At 56.6% G+C, this 18,594-nt stretch carries 18 protein-coding genes; 4 read left to right on the forward strand and 14 right to left on the reverse strand.

Annotation, left to right across the window (positions count from 1 at the left end):
- Positions 1-76: 76 nt before the first annotated feature.
- From C5F52_RS07315 to C5F52_RS07325, 3 genes are all read right to left on the reverse strand, one after another.
- Positions 77-1,354 carry a TRAP transporter large permease subunit gene (locus C5F52_RS07315; RefSeq protein WP_104797656.1) on the reverse strand — a complete coding sequence of 426 codons (1,278 nt, stop codon included), beginning with the start codon at positions 1,352-1,354 and terminating at the stop codon, positions 77-79.
- 21 nt (positions 1,355-1,375) lie between these two features.
- The gene (locus C5F52_RS07320; protein ID WP_104797657.1) at positions 1,376-1,906 is read right to left on the reverse strand and encodes a TRAP transporter small permease; all 531 of its coding nucleotides are present in this window, start codon (positions 1,904-1,906) and stop codon (positions 1,376-1,378) included.
- Between the two features lie 106 nt (positions 1,907-2,012).
- Positions 2,013-2,678: a TetR/AcrR family transcriptional regulator gene (locus tag C5F52_RS07325; RefSeq protein ID WP_201746978.1), complete on the reverse strand. Its 666-nt coding sequence runs from the start codon at positions 2,676-2,678 to the stop codon at positions 2,013-2,015.
- 123 nt (positions 2,679-2,801) lie between these two features.
- Here C5F52_RS07325 and C5F52_RS07330 point away from each other — a divergent pair, with 123 nt between their 5' ends.
- Positions 2,802-3,848, forward strand: a complete 1,047-nt coding sequence (locus C5F52_RS07330; RefSeq protein ID WP_104797658.1) for a Gfo/Idh/MocA family protein — start codon at positions 2,802-2,804, stop codon at positions 3,846-3,848.
- Positions 3,849-3,887: 39 nt separating this feature from the next.
- Here C5F52_RS07330 and C5F52_RS07335 read toward each other — a convergent pair whose 3' ends face one another.
- From C5F52_RS07335 to C5F52_RS07360, 6 genes are read right to left on the reverse strand one after another with little or no spacing between them, the layout of a single operon-like run.
- Positions 3,888-4,934: a Gfo/Idh/MocA family protein gene (locus tag C5F52_RS07335; protein ID WP_104797659.1), complete on the reverse strand. Its 1,047-nt coding sequence runs from the start codon at positions 4,932-4,934 to the stop codon at positions 3,888-3,890.
- A gap of 2 nt (positions 4,935-4,936) precedes the next feature.
- Entirely contained in the window at positions 4,937-5,701 is a 765-nt protein-coding gene (locus C5F52_RS07340; protein WP_104797660.1) for an ABC transporter ATP-binding protein, read from the reverse strand.
- A 2-nt stretch (positions 5,702-5,703) separates the two neighbouring features.
- On the reverse strand, positions 5,704-6,462 hold the full coding sequence (locus C5F52_RS07345; RefSeq protein ID WP_236657767.1) for an ABC transporter ATP-binding protein: 759 nt from the start codon (positions 6,460-6,462) through the stop codon (positions 5,704-5,706).
- Positions 6,459-7,442, reverse strand: a complete 984-nt coding sequence (locus tag C5F52_RS07350; RefSeq protein WP_104797661.1) for a branched-chain amino acid ABC transporter permease — start codon at positions 7,440-7,442, stop codon at positions 6,459-6,461. Before C5F52_RS07350 ends, C5F52_RS07345 begins: the two co-directional genes overlap by 4 nt.
- Positions 7,439-8,314: a branched-chain amino acid ABC transporter permease gene (locus C5F52_RS07355; protein ID WP_104797662.1), complete on the reverse strand. Its 876-nt coding sequence runs from the start codon at positions 8,312-8,314 to the stop codon at positions 7,439-7,441. The genes C5F52_RS07350 and C5F52_RS07355 overlap by 4 nt, the downstream gene beginning before the upstream one ends.
- A 58-nt stretch (positions 8,315-8,372) precedes the next feature.
- Positions 8,373-9,518, reverse strand: coding sequence for an ABC transporter substrate-binding protein (locus C5F52_RS07360; protein WP_104797663.1), 1,146 nt, complete (start codon positions 9,516-9,518; stop codon positions 8,373-8,375).
- Between the two features lie 235 nt (positions 9,519-9,753).
- Here C5F52_RS07360 and C5F52_RS07365 point away from each other — a divergent pair, with 235 nt between their 5' ends.
- Positions 9,754-10,506 (forward strand): IclR family transcriptional regulator C-terminal domain-containing protein, encoded by a 753-nt coding sequence (locus tag C5F52_RS07365; protein ID WP_104797853.1) that lies wholly within the window; start codon positions 9,754-9,756, stop codon positions 10,504-10,506.
- A gap of 19 nt (positions 10,507-10,525) precedes the next feature.
- On the opposite strand, the gene C5F52_RS07370 is transcribed toward C5F52_RS07365, so the two are convergent.
- From C5F52_RS07370 to C5F52_RS07380, 3 genes are read right to left on the reverse strand one after another with little or no spacing between them, the layout of a single operon-like run.
- Entirely contained in the window at positions 10,526-11,335 is an 810-nt protein-coding gene (locus C5F52_RS07370; RefSeq protein WP_104797664.1) for a sugar phosphate isomerase/epimerase, read from the reverse strand.
- 19 nt (positions 11,336-11,354) lie between these two features.
- A complete protein-coding gene (locus C5F52_RS07375) occupies positions 11,355-13,772 on the reverse strand; it encodes an FAD-dependent oxidoreductase (RefSeq protein ID WP_104797665.1) in 2,418 nt (805 codons plus the stop codon).
- Positions 13,773-13,791: 19 nt separating this feature from the next.
- The gene (locus C5F52_RS07380; protein WP_104797666.1) at positions 13,792-14,607 is read right to left on the reverse strand and encodes an IclR family transcriptional regulator; all 816 of its coding nucleotides are present in this window, start codon (positions 14,605-14,607) and stop codon (positions 13,792-13,794) included.
- 125 nt (positions 14,608-14,732) lie between these two features.
- Between C5F52_RS07380 and C5F52_RS07385 the strand changes: the two genes are divergently transcribed.
- Positions 14,733-15,545, forward strand: coding sequence for a shikimate dehydrogenase (locus C5F52_RS07385; RefSeq protein ID WP_104797667.1), 813 nt, complete (start codon positions 14,733-14,735; stop codon positions 15,543-15,545).
- A 3-nt stretch (positions 15,546-15,548) separates the two neighbouring features.
- Positions 15,549-17,336 (forward strand): FAD-dependent oxidoreductase, encoded by a 1,788-nt coding sequence (locus C5F52_RS07390; RefSeq protein WP_201746979.1) that lies wholly within the window; start codon positions 15,549-15,551, stop codon positions 17,334-17,336.
- 16 nt (positions 17,337-17,352) lie between these two features.
- Here the strand turns inward: C5F52_RS07390 and C5F52_RS07395 are convergent, their stop codons facing one another.
- Both C5F52_RS07395 and C5F52_RS07400 read right to left on the reverse strand, forming a co-directional pair.
- A complete protein-coding gene (locus C5F52_RS07395) occupies positions 17,353-17,778 on the reverse strand; it encodes a PaaI family thioesterase (RefSeq protein ID WP_104797668.1) in 426 nt (141 codons plus the stop codon).
- Positions 17,775-18,590, reverse strand: coding sequence for an SDR family oxidoreductase (locus tag C5F52_RS07400; protein WP_104797669.1), 816 nt, complete (start codon positions 18,588-18,590; stop codon positions 17,775-17,777). The genes C5F52_RS07395 and C5F52_RS07400 overlap by 4 nt, the downstream gene beginning before the upstream one ends.
- Positions 18,591-18,594 lie beyond the last annotated feature (4 nt).

Consider the following 18,594-nt stretch of genomic DNA (forward strand, 5'->3'; position numbering starts at 1 on the left):
CTGATGAACTTTGCGGTCGTACGCCAAATGAAGGTTCCACTGCCTGGCGTACCCGGACAGACAGTGGAAAAGAAAATCAATAGAACCAGCGTGCGGGCACCATCACCAATTGCGGGAAGGCGACCATCGCAAACATGATGATGAACTGCGCAACCATGAACGGCATCACACCGCGCGTGACTTCGTCCATGCTCACTTTACCCACACCGGCCACCGCATTGAGCACGGTACCCACGGGCGGTGTGATCAAACCGATGGCATTGTTGATGATGAACAAGACGCCGAAGTACACAGGGTCAATGCCAGCGGCTTTCACCACAGGCATCAACACGGGTGTGAGCAACAAAATGGTGGGCGTCATGTCCAACGCAGTACCCACCAGCATGGTGATGACCATGATGGTCAGCATCAATAGACGCGGACTATCTAACAAAGGCTGTAGCAAAGCCACCAATTCAGCTGGCAAATTAGCCACCGTGATCAACCAAGCAGACACCATCGCAGCTGCCACCAAGAACATCACAATCGCACTGGTCTTGGCAGAGGCCACAAACAAGGGATACAAGCTCTTCAAATTGAGTTCTTTGTACACAAAAGTCGAGATGAGCAAGGCGTACACGGCAGCAACCACTGCAGCTTCAGTCGGTGTGAACACACCAAACTTCAAACCAAACACCACGATCACAGGCAATACCAACGCCCAAGTAGCCTCGCGCAGCGCTTCACGAATTTCGCCAAACGATTTACGTGGTGGTACTGTCACTACTTCTTGGCGTGCTAACCACCACCAAGTGATCCACAACGAAGCACCCAACAAAATGCCAGGCACGATACCAGCCATGAACAATTTGGAAATGGACACGTTGCCAGCCACACCAAAAATCACGAAGCCAATGCTGGGTGGAATCACGGGGGCAATGATGCCGGCAGAAGCGATCAAACCTGCAGAGCGTGCGCGGTCATGACCAGCTGCCACCATCATGGGCAAGAGCAAAGAAGCCAAAGCAGCCGCATCGGCCACAGCAGAGCCAGACAAAGCCGCCATGATCACAGCAGCCATGATGGTCACATAGCCCAAGCCACCTTTGATGTGGCCCACACAAGCCATTGCGAAATTCACGATGCGACGCGACAAACCACCCGCATTCATGATTTCGCCAGCCAACATGAAGAATGGCACAGCCAACAACGGGAAACTGTTGGAGCCTTCGATCAAGTTTTGCGCCAAGATTTGCGCATCAAACATGTTCATGTGCCACATCAAGGCAGCACCGCACAACAGCAAAGAGAAAGCGATGGGGATACCCAACGCCATGGAACCCATCAGGGAAAAGAGAAATACTGTGATTGTCATGGTCTTGTTCCTTGAATGGGCTTAGTGGTTGTCGCCGTGAGGGGCTTCTTCAGACTCTTGAATCATCACCAAATCTTCGTCGCGCACGTGCCCGGTTAACAAGCGAATGAACTCTGCACTCAAAATCAAACCACCCATCACAGCAAACAAAATGCCGGGCAAGTAAACCCAAGCCATCGAAGCTTCCATCACGGCACTGGTGCTGTCCAAGTTAATGATTGCTTGCTCATAAGCACCTTTGAACAAAAGCCAGCAAGCAAACAACATCAAGATGTAAGAAGCACCCAAGCAGACTTTTTTGCCGAATGGGCCCAGACGGCTCACCAACATGTCCGTACCCAAATGTCCATGTTCTTTCAGTGCCACGATGGCCCCCAAGAAAGTCATCCACACGAACGCCCAACGTGACAGCTCTTCAGACAAGGTGATGCCAGAGTTCATGGCGTAACGCAGAAACACGTTACCGAATACCAACACCACCATGAGAGCGAGGCAAAAGGCGATCGCTGCTTCAAGTACTTTGCAGCAGCGATCCAAAATAAGGTTAAACATCAGGAAGATCCTTGAAAAATATGGGCTGAAACAAAATGTACAAAACAGTTACTTTGCACCATGTTAGTGGAAACCCGCATTTGAAACTCGCATAGCCAACTACCTGCTATGCCAAATTTGAATAACTCACGAAACGAAGGACCATGTCCACCACGCTTTGGCGTCGTGCAGCCAAAGCTTTGGCAGTTTGGCCATTGCGTTTGAAGATCAAATCGAAGGTGTAACGGTTGGACACGTTGAAAAACGTCAGCGCAGAAATAGACGCATGAATGTCGATAGGGTCTAGCCCTTTGCGAAACGCCCCAGCCTTCACGCCACGCTGGTAAAGCGCTTCGATAGACTGAATGGCTGAGACGTTGAGATCTTGAATCAACTTGCTCTGGGCCAAAAAGCTGCCGCGCTGGATGTTTTCGTTCATGACCAAACGGATGAAGTCTTGGTTGCTGTGATGGTGATCGAAGGTGAAGCCGACCAGCGCCTTGAGCGCCTCCTCAGGGGACAAGTCGGCCAAGTGCAGCTCCGCCTCGGTGGCACGAATGCGGCGATACGCGTCTTCCAGCACGGCAAGGTACAAGGACTCTTTGCTGCCGTAGTAGTAATAGATCATCCGCTTACTAGTGTGCGTAGCTGCTGCAATCGCGTCGATGCGTGCGCCCGCCAAGCCCTTGGCTGCAAACTCTTGAGTGGCCACCGCCATGATGCCCGCCATCGTCCGCTCGGGATCGTTGGTGCGCTTGGGCGCCTTGCGGGTGGAATGTACCGATTCGTTCATTTGCAAAGTATAGAACGCGAATAACGCCACACCATACTCAGAAGAACCCTAATGCGCGCGTCAACTGTCGTGGCAAACTGATTGCAAATGTTGTTTCGACCTTTAACTTTTAAATCTAAAAACATGTCCTCACCTTCATACACACCCTTGCGCCTAGGCATCTTGGGCTGCGCCAACATTGCCAAACAATTTGCACGCGATGTATCTGGCAGCCAGCAGGTTGCCATTCAAGCCGTGGCCAGCCGCGACTTAACCAAAGCCCAAGCCTTCGCGCAGAGCTTTCAGATCGCACATGCCTACGGCAGCTACGAGGCCTTGTTGGCCGATGCCGCGCTAGACGCCATTTACATCCCCTTGCCCAACAGCATGCACGCCGAGTGGGCGATTCGCGCCATGGAAGCTGGCAAGCACGTGCTGTGCGAAAAACCTCTGGCACTCAACTTGGGCGAAGTGACGCGCATGTTTGAGGTGGCGCGCCAACAGGGCGTGATGTTGTTGGAGTCGTATCCGTATTGGTTCCAACCCCAAACCCGCGACTTGTTGGCATGTTTGAGCCACGAGAAGATTGGCGAAGTGCGCAGTGTGCAAGCCAGCTTTGGTTTCACCGTCGGCAACATCGGCACCAACATCCGCATGAAGCCCGACCTCGGTGGCGGCGCCTTACTAGACGCGGGCAGCTATCCACTGAGCTTGATTCGTTTGGTGATGGGCTGCGCGCCTGAGCGTGTGATGGCGCATGCCAACTGGGCCGACACGGGCGTGGACATCAGCATGATGGCAACGTTGTTTTACGCCGATGGCCGACGTGCGCAGATGTCGTGCGCCATGGACACCGCCAACCACCGCCGCGCCACCGTCGTGGGCTCACACGGCACAGTCGAGACCGAATACCTCAACCACACCAGCGATTCTCACACGCATGCTTGGGGCTACTTGCCCAGCCAACTGCGCGTGCGTCAAGGCATAGCCAACAGCATTCCGTTTGAAGACGTGCATTCAGCGTCAGGCAGTGGTTTTCGGTTTGCTGCTGAAGCCTTTGCCCAAGTGATGCGCAATGGCGACTTACCCGCCATTGAACGCGCAGCAGCGGCCAGCTACGACGTTGCAGCCACCCTCGATGCCATTCAGGAAAGTGCCAAGACAGGGCAGCTCGTGACCCTGCGCCAGTAACGCCAGGTCAGTCGTATCGACAACAGCGGCCTAGAGAACCTAAGCCAAGCGCACGGTCTGTTGACTGGCTGCTGCTTGCGCGATGGCCTCGACCACCAACAGGTTTTGCAACCCATCGTGTGCACTCACCAGAGGTTCTTCCACGCCTTGAATCACACGGATGAAGTGATCCATCTGCAAACGCAAGGGATCTTCTCGCTCTAACGCCACAGTGCTACTTTGGTAAGGCTTGAACCACGAACGGTCTTCTGCTTTGACGTAGGTTTTCAAACGCATGGTGGGCACAGCCAAGCTGCCCATCGTGCCTGCAATGACATAACAGTCCTCGTCGTCATAGCTGGCATAGGCCTTGTTCTCTTGACTGGTTTGCTCCCAACTCCGCGCCGATGCCGCTGTGTCTGACAGCATGAAAGACGCCAATACACCCGATGCAAAACGAAACGTGATGGACGCCGTGTCTTCCACCGCAAAACCGCGCACCACATTAGAGGTCATGGCCTGCACCTCAATAATTTCGCCACACAGCATGCGCAAGTTATGAATCTCGTGGATGAGGTTGATCAGAACCGGTCCGCCGCCCACCTCATGCCGCCAAGGCGCCTGCGTGAAGTAGTCATCGGGTTTGTAAAACATGGCGCTGCCCATGACGCTGACCAACTGGCCCAAGCGCCCCTCGTCAATCACTGCTTTGGCTTCACGCATGATGGGGCTGTGCGCACGGTGATGACCGATCAGTACTTTGGCTGAATGCGTTTGCGTGGCCTGCACCAACTTTTGTGCATCGGCTACGGTGTGCGCGATCGGCTTCTCCACCAACACTGGCACCCCAGCCGCGATGCATTGCAAAGCTTGCGGCACATGCATGGCATTGGGTGTGGCCAGAATCACGCCGTCGGGCGAGGCCGTAGCCAGCAGTTCGTCCAAGGTGGCAAACCAAGGCACGCCATGCGTTTGAGCCAAGGCCTGCGCGGCTTCAGACGGATCGGCAATCGCACTCAATCGGCACTGCGAAGATTGCGCAATGACGGCGATGTGGGCACGACCAATCACGCCCGCACCAGCGACCGCGATGTTCACTGGGGGCATGCTTAAACGGTCGCTGCAGCAGCCGTGGTGGTGTGTGCGCCACCCAAGAACAAACGTTCCATTTGTGGGTCAGCCAAAATTTCAGCGGCTGATTTGTACAGCACCAAACGGCCAGACTCTAAAGCAATCGCGTTGTCCGAGTACTTGAGCGCACTCTTCACGTTTTGCTCCACCATCAGCACCGTGGTGCCTTGGTCAGCCAGCTTGCGCAAGAGCTTGAACACGTCTTGCACCACCATCGGTGACAAACCAATGGAAGGCTCGTCAATCAACAAGACCTTGGGACGCAGCAGCAAAGCACGGCCAATTTCAAGTTGCTTTTGTTCACCGCCTGACAACGAAGAAGCCAAGGAGTTCATGCGCTCTTTCACGCGTGGGAAAAACTCCAGCACTTCAGGGATGCGCTCGTGCGTGGTTTTCATGCCCAGCGTGATGCCGCCCAGCTCTAAGTTTTCATACACCGAGAGTTGGCCAAACAAATTGCGACCTTGCGGCACAAAGGCAATGCCGCGTGCGAGCAAGTCTTTTTGTGTGGCACCCGTGATGTCGTCGCCATTCAAACGAATCTTGCCTTGGCGCGGTGTGAGCAAGCCAAACAAGGTTTTGAGCACGGTCGATTTGCCAGCGCCATTAGGGCCAATCAACAGCGTGATGGAGCCCTTGGGCACAGTGAACGACAAGTTGTTCAAGATCATGAAATCTTTGTAACCCGCCACGACATCGTCAAATTCGATGCACGGTGTTGTTGTGTTGTTGTGTGTGGTCATGATCAGCTTCCCAAGTAAGCGTCGAGCACTTGTTTGTTGGCGCGAATTTCTTCGGGTGTGCCAATGGCCATCACCTTGCCTTCGACCATCACCATGATGCGGTGGCACAGGTCCATCACAAAATCCATGTTGTGTTCGATCACCACAAAACTGCCCTTGCGGGTTTTGTTCAAGTCTTTCAGCAAGGTGCTGATGCCGCCCACCAGCGATGGGTTCACACCCGCGCAAGGTTCGTCAAGCAACACCAGAGCAGGTTCGCTCATGAAGGCCATGGCAATGTCCACCAGCTTTTGTTGGCCGTAGCTCAACTCGCCCGCTTTTTTGTCGGCCACATGTCGGATGTGGAACTGGTCAATCAAGGCATCGGCCTTGGCACCCAAGTTGGAATCACTGGGGGCAAACATGCGGCTGAACATGGTGCCTTGGTGCTCTTGCGCGGCCACGATCAAGTTGTCGCGCACGGTCATCTTGCCGAACACCTGCAGGGTTTGGAAGGTGCGGCCTACGCCCAAGCGGTTGAGTTCCAAGGGACCCAGTTTTGTGACGTCTTGGCCATTGAGTTCAATCTTGCCGGTGTCCGGTGTGATCTGACCCAACATGCTGTTGAACAAGGTGGTCTTGCCCGAACCGTTGGGGCCAATCACGCCAAAGATTTCACCAGGGCGCACTTCAAACGACACGCCACCCACCGCCTGAATCGCGCCGTAGGCTTTCTTTAAATCGGTGACTTTGAGTACGGGTTGGTTGGTAGACATGGTCATGCTTTCACTCCTGATTGACCAGCCGCCGCACGCGCAGCAGAGGCCTCACGCGACTGACGTTTCGCACGAATGCGGTCTGGAATGCTCAACAAACCATCGGGCAGCCAAATCATCAACATCACCACGGCCGTGCCGAACACAAACAAATACCAAGCCTGCGCAAAACGCAACCACTCGGGCAAGATCACGCCCACCGCAGCGCCCAGCAAGGGACCCAAGAAATAACCAGGGCCGCCCACCACCACCATGAGGTACATCATGATGGATGCTTCCACTGTGAACGGTGCGGGGTCGATGAACTGCACCATCGAACCAAACAAGCCACCGGCGATACCGGCATAGGCCGCGCCAATCGCAAAGCTCAACAAGGTGTAGCCACGGATGTCCACGCCCAAGCTTTCCGCGCGGATGGGGTTGTCACGCAAAGCGGTAAACGCTTTGCCCCAAGGTGAATTGAGCAAACCCCACAAGAGCAAGCCCAGCACCACCGCAAACGCCAACACCAAGTAGTAGTACGCCAAGTTGCCATCAAAACTGATGCCGAAGGCTTCAGGGCGTGCAATGTTGTTGATGCCAAACGTGCCACCGGTGAGCCACTCTTCGTTGCGCATCACCAACCACACCGCGGTGTTGAAACCGAGCGTGGCAAATGCCAAGTAAATGGTTTGCACGCGCAGCGCAGGAAAGCCCAAGGCCAAGCCCACCACAAAGCAACCCAAGGCTGCGAGTGGCATGCCGAGCCAAAAGCTATAACCCGCCTGCATCATCACGGCCACGGTGTAGGCACCAATGCCAAAGAACGCGGCATGGCCGAGTGACTTTTGACCGGCGTAACCGATGGTGAGGTTCAAGCCCATGGTGGCAATGACGTAAATCAGCCAATAGGTGAACAAATAAATGCCGTGGTTTTTGAGCAGCGTAGGCACAAAAATACAGGCCAACAGCCCCAAGAGGCCGGCAAGAATTGCGAGCTTCTTCATACTTTGCGCTCCACTTTTTTACCGAGCAAGCCTTGTGGCTTGAACAAAATCACGACCATGAAAATGACCAGCGCCACAGCATCTTTGTAGGCAGGCGAAATGTAGGCCGCAGCCAAGTTTTCACACACGCCCACAATCACACCGCCCAACAACGCACCGCGTGAGTTATTGAAGCCACCAATGATGGCGGCGAAGAAAGCCTTCGTACCCAAAGCCGCACCCATGTCGAACTTGGCCAGATACGTTGGCGTCACCAAAATCGCTGCTGCAGCAGCCAGCACAGCGTTGATGGCGAAGGTATAGAAAATCATGCGCGGCACGTTGATGCCCAACACCGAAGCACTCTCGGTGTTTTGTGCCACCGCTTGCATGGCGCGACCGGTAACGGTCTTGGCCAAGAAGGCTTGTGTGACTAACACCAGCGCAATGGCAAAGACAAAGGTGCCAATGTCGGTAGCCGAAATGGTCACACCCGCAATGTTGTACACCTCATCTGGAAACAAATTAGGGAAAGGATGTGGCTCAGCGCTGTAACCCGCACGCACGGCATTGCGCATGGCAATGGACAGCCCGATGGTCGCCACCACGATGGGCATCATGCCGAACTTAAAGAGTGGGTCCACCACGCCGCGTTTGAACAACCAGCCCAACACAAAGACCGACAACACACAACTCGCGGCAAAGCTCAACATCAAAGGAAAGCCTGCAGCCATGAAGCCCAGCATCATGAAAGCCGGCAGCATCACAAACTCGCCTTGCGCGAAGTTGATGGTGCCCGAAGCTTGCCAAAGCAAGGTAAAGCCCAAAGCCGCCAGCGCATAAATGCTGCCGGTGGCAAGGCCACTGAAAAAGAGTTGTAGGAAATCGGTCATGTTGATTCGCTTGAAAAAAGAAAGGCACGCCCGAAATAGGCGTGCCTTGTTTTCTTGGTTACTTCTTGGCGTTCAAAGCGGGCAAAGTAGCCGTCACCACTTGACGTCCGTTTTTCACTTCGATCAAGAAGCTTTCGCGGTCGAGGTCACCATTGGCATCAAAGCTCACGTCCATGATGACGCCTGGGTTTTTCTTGGCGCTGATGCTGATGCCGTGCAGTGCTTGCGCCACGGCCTTGCGGTCGAGCTTGCCCACTTTTTCGATGGCGGCTTTGAGCACATACATGCCGGTGTAACCCTTGATGCCGTTGTGGTCAGAAATGCTGCCGTAGGCTTGGTAGTACTTGGCCTTGAACTTCAACATTTCTGGATTAGGCGCGTCTACTGTCAAGCCAACGTGGGCCATGGCACCGTTGGCCGCATCACCCGCCAGTTCGATCACTTTTTGACCAGTCAATGTGGTCTCACCGATCACAGGCTTGTTCCAACCTTGCTTTTTCAATTCACGCAACAAACGTGCGGACTCTTCTTCGTTGGTGTACGCAAAGATCGCGTCGGCGTTGCTTTGCTTGGCTTTCAACACGGCGGCTGAAAAGTCAACTTGGCCGGCATCTGTCGAAATATCTGCCACGATTTTGGTTGGACCATCAGCCAACAGCTTGGTCAATGTGTCGCGACCACCTTTACCGAAGTCGTTGTTCACATAAATCACCGCCAAGGTTTTGGCTTTGGTGTTGATGAACTTGGCAAGCTTAGGAAACGAAGTACTTTGACCAAAAGCCGTACGGAACACATAAGGGTTGCCTTGGGCTGTGATGGCAGCGGCTTCGCCACCGGTGAAGTTAGGCACTTCGCCGCGCTTGGACTCAGCCATGGACACCATGATGGAGCCAGAGTAGACGGGGCCAAAAATGGCGAACACGCCGTCATCCACAGCTTTTTGTGTCAAGCCCTTGGCAACGCCAGGGTTGGTTTGTGTGTCTACGGTGTAGTTCTCGATTTTCTTGCCCAAGATGCCGCCGGCTTCGTTGATCTCTTTGACCGCCAACTCCACGCCGTTCTTAAACACCGTACCGGCTGTGGTGCCAGGTCCCGAAAGTTCAACGATGTTGGCAATCTTGATGGTTTGCTGAGCATGCGCGATGCCAGCCAACGTAAAAATAGCGGCAGCTGCAACAGCTTTTAAGGTGGAACGTTTATTCATGGATGTCTCCTCTTTGGGTTTGAAATTGAGCCTTTGTTTGGTGGCTCGGGGTGATGAAATCTGTGGCGCACCATTCAAAAGAATTGGATGTATGCAATTTAGTTGGAAAATTTTGACTTATCGTAATATTCGCATTAATTTGCGCGATTGTCGAACGATATTGTGCGATCATCGAACGCATCACGGGTTTCCCCCTGCACACGTTATGAACACACTTTTGACGCACCCCACGGGCATGGACAAGAAAGACTGGATCGCGGGTCTGGACAAAGGCCTCGCCATGCTGCAAACCTTTGACGAACACAACCCGCGCTTGACGGCCACACAAGCGGGCCAACGCTGCGGCCTCACGCGCACCGCCGCGCGGCGCTACTTGTTGACGCTCTTGCATTTGGGTTTTGTGTCCACCGACGGCAAGCTGTTTTGGCTCACGCCCAAGGTCATGCGACTGGGCCAGTCGTACTTGGAATCGGCACGCCTGCCGCGCATCGTGCAACCCTCGTTGCAACGCTTGGCGATGGGCACACAAGAAATTTCGTTTGTCGCCGTGCTCGACGGTTACGACTTGGTCTACATCGCACGCAACGGACAAAACCGCAGCATGAACACCAGTTTCGCGCTGGGTGCGCGTGTGCCCTGTCACCTCACCAGTGCGGGTGTGTTGCTGCTTGCGCTGTTGGGTGAGGAAGAGTCCGACGCGTGGTTGGCCAACCACGAACTCAAAGCCTTCACCTCGCACACCATCACCGACCCCAAGCGCATGCGCACGGAGCTGGCCCGCATTCGCACGCAAGACTGGGCCTTGTCCGAGCAGCAGCTCGACTTGGCGTACCGCGGCGTGGCGGTGCCCTTGCGAGACCACAAAGGGAATGTGCAAGGCGCGCTGACCGTGAGCATGCCCATTCAGCATGAAACGTCGAAGGAAGCCGTGAACCGCGTGCTGCCTGTGTTGCGCGAAGTCGCGCAAAGTTTGCGGCCGTTGATGTGAGGCAGCGTGGCAAACGCAATTAGGCATCGCCTAAAACTTTCTGAGTGGCGTTGAGACACAGTTCAGCCCAAGCCTTGTCACCAATCGACTTCGAACGCTCAAGGTTCACGATTTCCACGCTCACTGGCAAGTCTTGCGGCAAGGTGGCAAACAACCCTTTGACATCGATGGTGCCTTCACCTGGCAGCAAACGTTCTTGGCGCGCGGTGTGAATTAATTCTTCAGTCGTGAAACTCAAACCCGCTTGCGCATCGCACATTTGTGCATAGTGCAACAGCTCGCGTGGAATAGCAGCGATGTCTGCCAAGCTGGTGGTGGAGCGACCAAAGTGCAAAGCATCGACCAAGATGCCAGCGTTCTTCGGCGTGCAGGCTTGTTTGACCACACGCATCGCGGCTTGTGCATCTTTCACGCCCGTCCACGGCATGAACTCCAAATCTGCGGTGAGGCCGTAGGGTTGCATGAACTCACACAGTTGCGCGTAGTTTTGAGCCAAGCGTTGCTCGTTGCTGTCGTCGGCAGCAATCAACACCGCACGGGCTTTGAGTGCGGCCCCTGCCTCTAACAAGGGGCGGTGCACCACGGGGTCAAACTGCTCGCCGATGCGGATGATTTCAAGGTCAAACACCTGCACACCCGTGTCGGCCATGCGTGCCAAGGTTTCGCGTTGCACGGCCGCATCGGTGATGAAACTTTGAAACGGTGCGCCAGGCCCATTGGGTTGCAAACGCAAGCCCACAAAACCATAGCCCAACTGAGCGGCAATGCTGATGGCTTCAGGAACCGTCGAGGCATTGGCCGTTAAGTACGCGAGCGAATAGGTACGCATGATGTGCAGCCTTGGAGATTTATTTCAATGGCGACACCGCAGTGGGCAACGCGATGGTGGACACCATGTGGGTGGTTAAGTTGGCAGGGCCGCCTTTGGGTGGCCAAATGCCTTGAGCCACGGCATCGGCGCGTGCTTTGCTGCGTGCATCAATCGTTGGGTAAGCCCAGATGTTGGTGAAGCGCAGCGGGCCATCCAAAGCGACCATGGCCACCACGCAGGGCGAAATTTTGTCGCGCGCAGGAATGGCTTGCTCCCACAAATCAATCGTGGGTTGCACGCCACCGGGTTTGATGCCGTAGGTGCGGATTTCGTACACAGGACCGTTGATGCCGCTCTCCGCGCTGGGGCGCACGGGCTTCATCCAAGGGAAGCCTTGGTAGCTGTGTTGCTCCAAGCTTTGGAAGATGTCGCCACAGCCAAAGGGGCTGGCGTTGTGTTGCGTGCGGTTGCGTTCGGCTTGCAAAGTAGCCAAGTCGTCAAAGCCGCGCAACACAATCATTTGGTTGAGCACACCGATGTCGGTGAACCAGCAGCCCAGCAATTCACCTTGACCTTGCGCGGCAAAAGTTTGCACGTTGGCAGCGGCTTGGGCAGCGGTGCCAAAAGGCAGCGTCATGGTGGCGAGTTCGTAATACATGGGAGAAGTCCTTTTCAAAAATGGATGTTCGGAAGATGCGAAGTCAGGTGACAAGCGGGCCGCATGATGCGCAGCCAAATAACCAAAGGTCATGGCGGGGCCTAGGGTGATGCCGCCACTCGGGTAGTTGCCGCCCATCACACTCGATAGGTCGTTGCCACCCGCGTACAAACCGTCGATGGGCTGGCCTTGCGCGTTGAGCACTTGCGCGTGTTCGTTGCAGCGCAAACCGGCAAACGTGCCCAAGCTGCCAGCCACGATGCGTACCGCGTAAAACGGGCCGTCTTGAATGGGCGCCATGTTGGGGTTGCGGCCTGCGTGCGTGGCGTCGCCTTGCATACGGTTGTAAGCGGTTTGGCCTTTGGCAAATTCACCGTCGTAACCGATGTCTGCTTGGGTGTTGTAGCGCGCCACGGTGTGTTGCAAAGCCGCGGCGTCGATGCCACACGCATCTGCCAACTCCGCCAAGGTGTTGCCACGTTTCAAGTAACCATTGGCCAACATGCCGTGCATGGGCACGGGTGCAGGTTTGACCGCACCCAAACCCCAGCGACGGATGAAGCGGTGGTCTACCACTAACCAGGCTTGCACGGGCTCACCTTCAGATAAGGCTTGAATCAACCCTTGCATGAAGTCGTGGTACGAGTCGGCTTCGTTCACAAAGCGTTTGCCAAAACGTGTCACGGCAATCAGGCCGGGCTTGCCGCGTTCAATCAAATGCGGGAAATGGGCGGTGGTTCCCTCCTCCGTCTTGTTCCTGCGTGGCACCAACGACACGGGCGCCATCGCAGCCGCGTGCTTCAAATCGTTCGCCACCACAGCGCCCACCGATTCACCTAAGCGCAAACCATCGCCGGTATTGCCGCGCGAGGCGGCTGAGAAATGTTGTTGACCTGTCGGGTCGTGTGGCAGCAGTTGGCTCTTGCGCTGCGGGTCATGCGGAAAGCCCCCTGTTGCCAACATCACACCGCGCTTGGCGCGAATGACTTGCTCTTCGCCGTTGTGCATCACCACGGCACCACGCACTTTTTGCGCACCGTCAGCACCTGCTTCTGTGACCAAACGCACCACAGGGCTGTTCACGCGAATATCCACACCCGCATCAAAGGCAGATTTGGCCAAACCCGCCACTAAGGCATTGCCGTTGACCAATTGCATGCCTCGACCGTGAAGCGCCAAGTCCAACAGGTGGCGCGTGACACGCTTAGCCACATGAAAGAACGAACCCCATGAACGCAAGGCGTTAAAGAAGTGACGGATGTCAGCCCCCGAGGCAATGCCCATGCCGAGGAAGGTCATCTCGTACAACGGCGTTTTGAGCTGTTTCACATGCTGACCCAACAAGCGGCCATTGAACGGCGCGGCACACACCGAGCGGCCACCCAAGGCAGCGTCTTCGGTCTTGCCGTGGAAATCTGGAATCAAGTTGCCATCGATGAACTGCAAGGCGGTGTGTTCTTGAAAGAAGCGCACCATGCGTGGGCCATGCGTGAGGAAGGTGCGCGCGCGTGTTTCGTCAAACTGCTCGCCCAACTCGTGGCGCAAGTACGAAAGCGGTTTTTCAATCGGTTCGGTGATGCCCGCTTGGATGGCAAATGGGTTGCGTGGAATCCACATCCAACCACCCGACCAAGCGGTGGTGCCACCGTAGTGCGGGTCTTTCTCGACCACGATGACTTTGAGGCCAAGGTGTGTCGCAGTCACGGCGGTGGACAGCGCACCTGCGCCCGAGCCCACCACGAGTAAATCGCAGTCCCAAGCTTTGGCTGCAACGGTGTCGATTGAAGGGGTGGTCATCGTGGCGTGTCCCAGTCCATCAAGCGGCGTAAATGGGTTGCAAGCGCACATGGCTGGTGCCGCGCGCCAACATGGGCGATGCGCCGCTGGCCGCTGCCAATTGCGCCGCGCATGACAACAAATCAGGCGCCAACGCCAACATGCGCTCACGCGTCAAACGTGCCGACGGGCCCGCCACACTGATGGTGCCCATGGGCAACTGCCCAGCCAAACCCACAGGCGCGGCGATGGCGTTGAGGCCTGCGGTGTAGGTTTCTTCGGTCAAGCTGAAGCCTTGTTTGCGGGTGTCTTGTAAGACCTTCAGGAAGGCTTTCAAACTCTTGGGCGCATTCGGGCCAAAGTCTTGGGGCGAGCCCAAACCTTGTTGCGACACCAAGGCCAACGCATCATCATCCTTCATGGTGGACAACCAAGCCAAGCCCGACGACGAGCAGCTCAAACGGGCAATGCTGCCCATGTCGGGGTCGTAGCGCAGGCCTTGGCGAGCGCCTTGTGCGCGGGCCACCCACGTCAGGCGGTCGCCATCGACCACCGACAAACGCACCAGCTCACCCGTTTGTTCGGCCAAGCGGTCGAGCAGCGGTTGGGCCACATCAATGACGCCTGTTTTGCTGAGGTAGCTCAAGCCCAGAGACACCAGCTTGGTGGTCAACATGTAATCGCCCATGTCGCGGGTTTGGCGCACATAGCCGAAGCGCACCAAGTCGGCCAACAGGCGGTGCGCGGCGCTCTTGGGCATGTTGAGCTTGTCAGCCAACACAGCCAGCTCGACGCCCTGCCCTTGTTCAGACAAGAGCTCCAAGATGCCCAAAGTTCTTTCAAGTACGCCGCTCATAGTGCTGTTTGGAAATGGATATTGAACGGCACTTTATCACGAAAAATGAATTTGATTCAAAAGTTGAACGCAATTCCATTTTTGGATAAACTGCGCCACATTCATCCACTTCACTTTGAATCACCATGCTTGAAAACTTCAGCGGCGCCACACGCGTTCACGTCATTGTGGGCGACCCCATTGCCCAAGTGAAATCGCCTTTTGGCGTGACCCAAGCTTTTGAGTCGCATGGCCGCGACGCCATCTGCATCCCCGCCCACGTCTCCCCCGCTGACTTGACCGATTGGTGGGCCGGCACCCAACGCGCGCAAAACATCGACGGCCTCATCGTCACCGTGCCGCACAAATTTGCGTGCGCTGCGTTTTGCGATGCGCTGTCTGAGCGCGCTGCCTTCTTGGGCGCCGTCAACACCGTGCGTCGCGACGCACAAGGCCGCTGGCATGGCGACATGTTCGACGGCTTGGGTTATGTGCGCGCCATGGAAAAAAACGGTTGCGTGTTAAAAAACAAACGCGCTTTGCTGGTGGGCGCAGGCGGCGCGGGCTCTGCCATTGCACACAGCTTGGTGTTGGCCGGCGTGAGCGAATTGGCCATTCACGACCCCGACGACCAACGCCGCCAATCGCTGATCGACCGCCTCAACACCTTGAAGCTGGGCAAAGTCACCCATCTTGAAAAGTTCACACTTGGCAGCCCCGACCCCACAGGCTTTGATGTCGCCGTCAACGCCACGCCCATCGGCATGAAAGAAGCCGACCCCACACCGATTGACACCACCAAGATTCATGGCGACATGTTTGTGGGCTGCGTCATCACCGCCCCCGCCATCACGCCTTTGATTGCGGCAGCGCGCGCCAAAGGTTGCAAGACCGTCACGGGCGCCGACATGTTTGCGCAAGTGCGCGAGTTGATGGTCAATTTTTTGTTGGAGGTGTGAGCCATGAGAGACGCCTTGCATCCCCTTGATCAGCGCATTTCTCATCGCATCACCACCGACCTCTCGCAATTCAAAGACCACGACACCGTGGACTTGGTGGTGATTGGTTCTGGCGGTGCAGGCTTCTCCGCCGCACTCAACGCTGCGATTGACGGCGCACGCGTGCTGTTGGTCGAGCGCATGGCCCATGTGGGCGGCACCACCGCTTTGTCGGCAGCCACCACGTGGGTGCCCGGCACCCAACGCGGTTTAGCAGTCAACCCAGACGACACGCCCGAGCGTGTGGCCACATTTTTGAACCTCGCCGTGGGCGAACGCTCGGATGCCAAGTTGCGTCAAGCGTTCATCGACAACGGCCCGCACGCCGTCGCCAAACTCGAAGCCAACAGCGCACTGCAATTCCAAGTGCGCATGTTGCATCCCGACTATTTGTCTGAACTCGAAGGCTCGGTGTTGCGTGGCCGTGCGATTGAGCCACAGCCGTTTGATGGCAAATTGCTCGGCCCCAACCTGCCCCTCGTGCGCAACCCCATCCCCGAGTTCACCGTGCTCGGCGGCATGATGGTGGACCGCGACGACATCTTCCATTTGCTGCGTTTGACGGAAACGTGGAAGTCGTTCAGCTACAGCGTACGCATCATCGTGCGCCACTTCCTCGACAAACTGCTGCACCCACGCAGCACGCGCTTGGTCATGGGCAACGCCATGATTGCGCGCATGCTCTACAGCTACATCCAACGCCAAGGCATGCTGGTGACCAACACCGAAGCCACGCAACTCTTGCAAGACGGCAACACCATTCAAGGCGTGGCCCTGCAACAAACCCTGCCCGATGGCAGCATGGTCAAACGCACGGTGCACAGCAAAGGCGGCGTGGTCATGGCCAGCGGTGGTTTCAACCGTCACACCACACGCCGTGCAGACATGTTGCCCGGTGCCAAAGAAGCATGGTGCCCAGCAGGCCCCGGCCACACCGGCAAGGCACAAGACTTGGCCCTGCAAGCGGGTGGCCAACTCGGCAGCGGTGGTTTGAGCCACGCGTTTTGGGCGCCCGTCTCCACACGCCAACGCGCCGATGGCAGCATCGCCGTGTTTCCACACTTTGTGATGGACCGCGGCAAGCCCGGCATGCTCACCGTGGACAGCCAAGGTCAACGCTACCTGAACGAATCCACCTCGTACCACTTGTTTGGCATTGCCATGCAAGCTCACCACGCCACCACGCCCAGCGTGCCATCGTGGTTGGTGTGCGATGCAGGCGCCTTGAAGCGCTATGGCATTGGCATGGTTCGCCCCGGCGGTAAAGGCCTTGAACCGTTCTTGGCCGATGGTTATTTGAAGCAAGGCAAGACCTTGGCTGAGCTCGCGCAGCAACTGAATGTGCCCACTGACAAACTCAAAGCCACCATCGATCGTTTTAACACATTCGCCGACAACGGCGTGGACGAAGATTTCCAACGCGGCACCACCGACTACCAACGCGCCAACGGCGACGCCACATGGCACGGCCCCAACCCCTGTTTGGGTGCGTTACGCGATGGCCCGTTCTACGCGGTGGCGCTCTACCCCGGCGACATTGGTGCGGCCACAGGCTTGCTCACCGATGGCGATGCGCGTGTGCTCAACGCGCAAGGCGTGGCGATTGACGGCTTGTATGCGGCGGGCAACGACATGCACTCCGTCATGGGTGGTGTGTATCCAGCGCCGGGCATCACCATTGGGCCCGGGGTGACGTTTGGCTACTTAGCTGCCAAACATGCGGTGGCACGGAGTCGTGCGTCACACACCTAACGCAGCACCTCACCCGTTACCGCGGATCGCGGTAACGAAACGTGCCCATGGCTTGTGCCGCCACTTGGCCTGTGGCATCCACCACGCGGGCTTCACAAAAACACACCGAGCGGCCACCGCCTATCGCACGGCCCGTGGCGACGAGGCGTCCCGCAGCGGGACGCATGAAGGAAATGCTCATGTCCACGGTCACCACTTCGCGGGCGTAGTCAACGCGCGACAACGCGGCGTGTGCCATGGCGCTGTCCAACAACGTCATGACCACACCGCCGTGTCCGCCGCCATGGTTGTTCAAAAGTTCGTCGCGTAATTCGACCGAAATCACCGCCTCGCCGTCGTGCGCTTTTTCGCGGCACAGCCCCAAATGATCGGTGAAGGGCACATGGCGCTCTGGGCCACTGCGCGGCTTATCGGTCTGAGCCGCTTTGTCTGGGTGACTCATGTCTTCTCCTGACGCGATGCGGCTGCAGCGGCGCTGAAATCGCGTGGCCCCGTCAACGCCAAACCACCATCCACAGGAATGATGGTGCCGGTGATGAACGCGCCCAAATCACTGGCCAGCACCATGGACATGTTCGCAATGTCTTTGATCGCGCCCAAGCGTTTGAGGGGCACCCGTTGGGTCATGGCAGACAGGGTGTCATCGGTGGGCGCCAGGCGCTTGAGCCCTTCTGTGTCGGCAATCGGCCCTGGCACGATGGAGTTGATGCGAATGCCTTGCGCACCCCACTCCAACGCCAGCACTTGCGTGAGCATGTCAATCCCCGCCTTGGCCGCGCACACATGAGCTTGGTAAGGCGTGGGAATAAAAGCTTGGCCTGCAGAAATTTGAATCACGCAAGCGCCTGGCTTTTGCAAATACGCATGCGCCAAGCGCACCACATGAAAACTACCCAGCAAATCAATGTCGATCACCGTCTTGAAGGCGTTGGGCGACATGTCCAGCACGCTGGCTAAGAAGTTGCCCGCAGCGCCGGAAATCAACACATCAATCGGTCCAAATTTTTCTGCCGCCTGTGCAAACGCCGACTCCAAGGCCGCAGGCTGTCGCACATCCGCGGAGGTGCCCCACGCTTGCGCGCCGGTAGAGGTCAGTTGCGCCACCGCAGCAGCCACCTTGTCTGCCGAGCGACTGATCAACGACACGCGCGCACCGGCTTTCGAAAACGCCTGCGCAATGCCAAAGTTGATGCCACTGGAGCCACCGGCGACAAACACATGTTTGCCAGAAAAATCAAAGTTCAAAGTCGTCATAAAG

The sequence above is a fragment of the Limnohabitans sp. TS-CS-82 genome (genome assembly GCF_002943475.1).

Excerpts from the sequence above, each read along its gene's own strand:
- C5F52_RS07360 (WP_104797663.1), bottom strand. The coding sequence starts at position 9,518 with ATGAATAAACGTTCCACCTTAAAAGCTGTTGCAGCTGCCGCTATTTTT.
- C5F52_RS07370 (WP_104797664.1), bottom strand. The coding sequence starts at position 11,335 with ATGCGTACCTATTCGCTCGCGTACTTAACGGCCAATGCCTCGACGGTT.
- C5F52_RS07375 (WP_104797665.1), bottom strand. The coding sequence starts at position 13,772 with ATGACCACCCCTTCAATCGACACCGTTGCAGCCAAAGCTTGGGACTGC.
- C5F52_RS07395 (WP_104797668.1), bottom strand. The coding sequence starts at position 17,778 with ATGAGTCACCCAGACAAAGCGGCTCAGACCGATAAGCCGCGCAGTGGC.
- C5F52_RS07380 (WP_104797666.1), bottom strand. The coding sequence starts at position 14,607 with ATGAGCGGCGTACTTGAAAGAACTTTGGGCATCTTGGAGCTCTTGTCT.
- C5F52_RS07365 (WP_104797853.1), top strand. The coding sequence starts at position 9,754 with ATGGACAAGAAAGACTGGATCGCGGGTCTGGACAAAGGCCTCGCCATG.
- C5F52_RS07330 (WP_104797658.1), top strand. The coding sequence starts at position 2,802 with ATGTCCTCACCTTCATACACACCCTTGCGCCTAGGCATCTTGGGCTGC.
- C5F52_RS07325 (WP_201746978.1), bottom strand. The coding sequence starts at position 2,678 with ATGAACGAATCGGTACATTCCACCCGCAAGGCGCCCAAGCGCACCAAC.
- C5F52_RS07345 (WP_236657767.1), bottom strand. The coding sequence starts at position 6,462 with ATGACCATGTCTACCAACCAACCCGTACTCAAAGTCACCGATTTAAAG.
- C5F52_RS07390 (WP_201746979.1), top strand. The coding sequence starts at position 15,549 with ATGAGAGACGCCTTGCATCCCCTTGATCAGCGCATTTCTCATCGCATC.
- C5F52_RS07315 (WP_104797656.1), bottom strand. The coding sequence starts at position 1,354 with ATGACAATCACAGTATTTCTCTTTTCCCTGATGGGTTCCATGGCGTTG.
- C5F52_RS07400 (WP_104797669.1), bottom strand. The coding sequence starts at position 18,590 with ATGACGACTTTGAACTTTGATTTTTCTGGCAAACATGTGTTTGTCGCC.
- C5F52_RS07335 (WP_104797659.1), bottom strand. The coding sequence starts at position 4,934 with ATGCCCCCAGTGAACATCGCGGTCGCTGGTGCGGGCGTGATTGGTCGT.
- C5F52_RS07355 (WP_104797662.1), bottom strand. The coding sequence starts at position 8,314 with ATGACCGATTTCCTACAACTCTTTTTCAGTGGCCTTGCCACCGGCAGC.
- C5F52_RS07350 (WP_104797661.1), bottom strand. The coding sequence starts at position 7,442 with ATGAAGAAGCTCGCAATTCTTGCCGGCCTCTTGGGGCTGTTGGCCTGT.
- C5F52_RS07320 (WP_104797657.1), bottom strand. The coding sequence starts at position 1,906 with ATGTTTAACCTTATTTTGGATCGCTGCTGCAAAGTACTTGAAGCAGCG.
- C5F52_RS07340 (WP_104797660.1), bottom strand. The coding sequence starts at position 5,701 with ATGACCACACACAACAACACAACAACACCGTGCATCGAATTTGACGAT.
- C5F52_RS07385 (WP_104797667.1), top strand. The coding sequence starts at position 14,733 with ATGCTTGAAAACTTCAGCGGCGCCACACGCGTTCACGTCATTGTGGGC.